The following is a 4319-nucleotide window of genomic DNA, read 5'->3' as shown; positions in this document are numbered from 1 at the left end:
CTCTTTGTTGTGTCACCTTGATGTAGAACCACTATACCTGCGGTAACACGCCGCGATTACGAACATTTTAACTCTCGCTGAGTGGGTAATGATCTATGCTGACTGGTATTACTTACCCTATTGAGCTTAAAGTTAGTGAAGCGCTGATGAAGGTGATACTTTGGCTGCCTTTTGCGCTGGATAAATAGTAGCGCCCACACTCAAGAACATAGCAACAACCACGGTTACTACAACGTCTTGCCAATGTAGATCAGATGGTAGGAAATCGATGAAATATATATCGCCTGATAGAATTTCTATGCCTATCGCCACCTCAATAAAGCGAACAATCTCAGAGAGGTTAGGTGCTACCAGTAGCGCTAAAACCACACCTACAGTAATGCCTATAACGCCATTGATAACGCCCTGTAACACGAAGGTATTGCGAATTAAACGATCCGTCGCTCCCATGGTTTTTAATATTGCGATGGCAGCCTGTTTGTCTCTAACCGCCATAACCAGTGACGACACAATGTTAAAACAAGCAACGGCAATGACCAGCGTCAAGGCGATATACACCACAGCTCTAACTAGCTGAATATCGTTATATAAGTGGCCCTGGGTACGTGTCCAGTCAGACATGTAAACACCCTGTGGGTAGCTGTAACCTATATCTCGCATCGTGTCGTAAGATGAAAATGGGTCGTTAAGTGTAAACTGAATTCCTTGTGACTTAGATGAAATACCAATAGCTTCAGACGCTGTTTCCAAGTGCATTAAACCCAGCTGGTTATCGAGTTCACCGCCAACAGATAGCACTCCAGAAATAGAAAGCGTAATTGAACGTGGGGCTTTGAAGGTTAGATCCTGAGTTGTTTGGGGAATGAGTATTTGAACAATGTCACCAATATTAAGGTCCATGGAAGCGAAAATACCCTTTCCTACAATGAGACCATTTTTCTGCGTCGAAAAACGTTGCCAATCCTCACTTGTGACTCTTTCAGCATATTTGTCGCTAACACTGTTAACCGGAATACCAGTAACGCTAATTGCCTTCAACTCCCCCTTTGACTGCAACATTCCGGTTATCCCTGTGTATGGCGTGACAGAGGCAATACGGCTATCTTGAGACAAACGATAGAGCTGCGCGTCTAAATTTTCTATTCCGCTTTCGCTTTTGCTATATAATTCACCATGAGGAACCACACTCAAAATACGACTTGTAAGCTCTTTTTCAAATCCGTTCATTACGCTTAGCAACACAATTAGTACAAAGCAACCAAGGGCAATCCCAATGGTGGATGACATCGAAATAAAAGAGATGAAACGCTGTTCTGAACGTGTTTTTCTGAAGCGTTGGGCCAATTCAAAGGCGAGCATCTTGGCTCTCCTTGAACAACGTATCGCTCGCTAATCTGCCGTCCTTTATCTTCAGCACCCTGTCCATTTTCCTAGCCAAGGTAATATCGTGGGTAACGACGACAAACGCTGTCCCTTTTTTATCACTTAAGCTAGTAAGCAGTTTATAAATTTGCTCACCCGTCGAGTCATCAAGATTTCCTGTAGGTTCGTCGGCCAGCACCACTGATGGCTCGGTAACTAAAGCTCGTGCTATTGCCACACGCTGTCGTTCACCGCCTGACATGGTCGATGGTAAATGGTCGACGCGGTGAGAAAGCCCAACTTCATCTAACATTTCACGAGCCTTGCCGTGGGCCAATTTGGTCGAGAGCCCTCTAATTCTTAGCGGCATTGCTACATTTTCTAACGCTGTGAATTCACCGAGCAAATGATGAAATTGATAGATAAAGCCCATTTCGTCATTGCGAAGCTTTGCTAATGCATTTCCAGATAATTGACCGAGTGATTTTCCATTGAATTCGACTTCGCCGCTAGAAGGTTTATCCAACCCTCCAAGAATATGTAAAAGGGTGCTTTTACCTGAGCCGGAGCTACCTAAAATAGCAACATGTTCGCCAGCTTTTATTGAAAGAGAGACATCGTGTAAAACGGGGGTAGCATTACTGCCATCTTGATAGGTTTTATTAATATTGCGGCAAATTAGCACGTCCTGCATGCGAGTATTCTTCTTTAATTTCCAGACGGTGAATGGTAGCGTTAAACGCTACCAACACCAACTGAAAAATAACAGCGCTAAAATGTAAATATCAATCCGTATTATTGTATGCCTTGAACGCTTTTGGCCAACGCATCCACCAACTGTGGCTTGCCAAATAACCACCCTTGACCAAAGCCGATGGTTAATCCTTTCAGTTCATTGCATTGATCAATGTTTTCGACCCCTTCTGCAATTAAATCAATATTAAGTCCTTCGGCAATGCTCACAATGTGAGGGATGAGCGATGAACGAATGCTGTTATCTTCCATATCCATAACAAAGCTGCGGTCAATTTTAAGGTAATCACAGTTTAGCGTTTTAAGCTGGCTTAAATTTGAATAACCCACTCCAAAGTCGTCAATTGCAAATAAGAAGCCTTTGCTCTTCAGCGACTTAATATGCTTCACCGCGCTATGAGTGGCGATTTGCTCATCTTCAGTGATCTCTAAAACTAACTTGAAGTTCTTTACGTTCATATCTAGTACAAAGTCTAGGTCCAAACAACCTTCGCGGGTAAAATCGAAGGGGAATAGATTAAACGATACCTTAAAGCCTTCGGGGATCTCTGGGTTTTCGTTGAGTTCTCTCATGGCGGTGGTAATCATATCAACCGTAAATTCCCAGGTCATATCCTGCTCTTTTACCTGAGGAATAAATTTGTCAGGGTAAATCGGCCCAAATTCATCCTCAAATCGACTCAATACTTCGCACCCAATGACCTTTCCCGATTCCAAATTTACAAAAGGTTGGTACAAGCAATAGAACTTATGTTCTTTTAGCCCTTTACTGACGCGAGACTCAAGTGAACGTCGTCGTCTTAAATAGTTAAAGGTAAGCATATGCGTCAACGCTGCTGTCATTATCATAGCAAACACGAACAACACCAGCTTGCCCATGTGCAAATCTAATACGCGACCGTGATCAGATTTCACTTTTAGGCAGGTATGATTGTAGCGTTCATCACACTGGATAAATTGTAAGGAAAAATAGCCAGTGTGTGCGTCCATGTCATCTTCGCTGAGGGTAGAACCGACAAGGCTAGGATTACCTGCCATATGATAAAACTGATCGCCATTGTAGAACAGTTGCCAATCTTGCGTGTAGCTGTAACCAATGACACTATCCATATCCAATACTGCGTTGTAACGTCCGCGCTGTACTATAGTACCAGTAGCTTGTTTATCGAAAAGCTGAAGAGGAGTATTAATCCAAAAAGCGTCGCCAAGCTGAGTATAAAAATCAGGCTTAACCTCTTTCATGGGCTCTTCTAGAATGTCCAAATAAGTACTGCACAATAGCTCGTTATTTTGATAAAAACCTATCTCTTTTACAAATCGAGAGCGAAACAAGGTTTTTCGCATTTCCGCTAAGTTATCCATTCCACAGGTTTGATACGGCAGCGCATTTAGGTAATCGAGCGTGATCTCAGCATCTCTAAATACTACGCGCACATTATCTAGTATTTCTGTAGCGCGACTCTCCTCTTGTTCTCGAATAAACACAAACATAACGATAGCGAGTAATAGGGTCACACCCACTACGCTTAGCAATGACACCCCAATTGCTTTTAAATTATCAGCAAGAAAGTACTGTTTTTGGTCGCTTTTATTCATAATTTCCGTGTTTTTTAGCGTGAACGACCTAACTTTAGTACAAATTAAAAAAAAGACACTACGACTTTAGGGCATGTTACTGTTTGTTGGGTGTTTTTTTACTTTATAGAAGACTATTAATCGAAGAGGAATAATGTTTCTAGTGTCACATTGTGCAATTGGGAAATGGAGCAATTTCTTGAATGGCTAACTGACAAGAGGGTAAGAATAAATAAAGTGCGATAGCGAGAACAGCAATTTTAACTGCAGAGTAAAAAAGAACTTTTTAAGTGTCCCCAGAAGGGGGAATTATCTAAGAAGAAAAGCTTATCATTAATGGCGGAGCGGACGGGACTCGAACCCGCGACCCCCGGCGTGACAGGCCGGTATTCTAACCAACTGAACTACCGCTCCGCATAATGGGAAGCGCGCTTTATTCGATTAATGGCGGAGCGGACGGGACTCGAACCCGCGACCCCCGGCGTGACAGGCCGGTATTCTAACCAACTGAACTACCGCTCCACATAATCGAGATTGCGCTGTATAACTAAATGGCGGAGCGGACGGGACTCGAACCCGCGACCCCCGGCGTGACAGGCCGGTATTCTAACCAACTGAACTACCGCTCC

General features: G+C 43.3%; 3 protein-coding genes and 3 tRNA genes. All 6 read right to left on the bottom strand.

Features of this window, described 5'->3' with window-relative positions; all coding sequences use genetic code 11:
• Positions 1-132 precede the first annotated feature (132 nt).
• Positions 133-1359 carry a lipoprotein-releasing ABC transporter permease subunit gene (locus BIZ39_RS20445; protein ID WP_069944147.1) on the bottom strand — a complete coding sequence of 409 codons (1227 nt, stop codon included), beginning with the start codon at positions 1357-1359 and terminating at the stop codon, positions 133-135.
• Positions 1346-2056, bottom strand: coding sequence for a lipoprotein-releasing ABC transporter ATP-binding protein LolD (gene lolD, locus BIZ39_RS20440; RefSeq protein ID WP_061094835.1), 711 nt, complete (start codon positions 2054-2056; stop codon positions 1346-1348). The genes BIZ39_RS20445 and lolD overlap by 14 nt, the downstream gene beginning before the upstream one ends.
• A gap of 101 nt (positions 2057-2157) precedes the next feature.
• Positions 2158-3711 carry an EAL domain-containing protein gene (locus BIZ39_RS20435; RefSeq protein WP_187447909.1) on the bottom strand — a complete coding sequence of 518 codons (1554 nt, stop codon included), beginning with the start codon at positions 3709-3711 and terminating at the stop codon, positions 2158-2160.
• Between the two features lie 316 nt (positions 3712-4027).
• A tRNA-Asp gene (locus BIZ39_RS20430) sits at positions 4028-4104 on the bottom strand.
• Positions 4105-4135: 31 nt separating this feature from the next.
• Positions 4136-4212: transfer RNA gene (locus tag BIZ39_RS20425), tRNA-Asp, on the bottom strand.
• A 30-nt stretch (positions 4213-4242) separates the two neighbouring features.
• Positions 4243-4319 (bottom strand) — tRNA-Asp (locus BIZ39_RS20420).

The sequence above is a fragment of the Alteromonas sp. BZK5 genome, from assembly GCF_014349115.1.
GTDB lineage: Bacteria > Pseudomonadota > Gammaproteobacteria > Enterobacterales > Alteromonadaceae > Alteromonas > Alteromonas macleodii.
The sequence above is the reverse complement of the archived record's forward strand: the minus strand, read 5'-3'. Positions and strand labels throughout refer to the sequence as shown.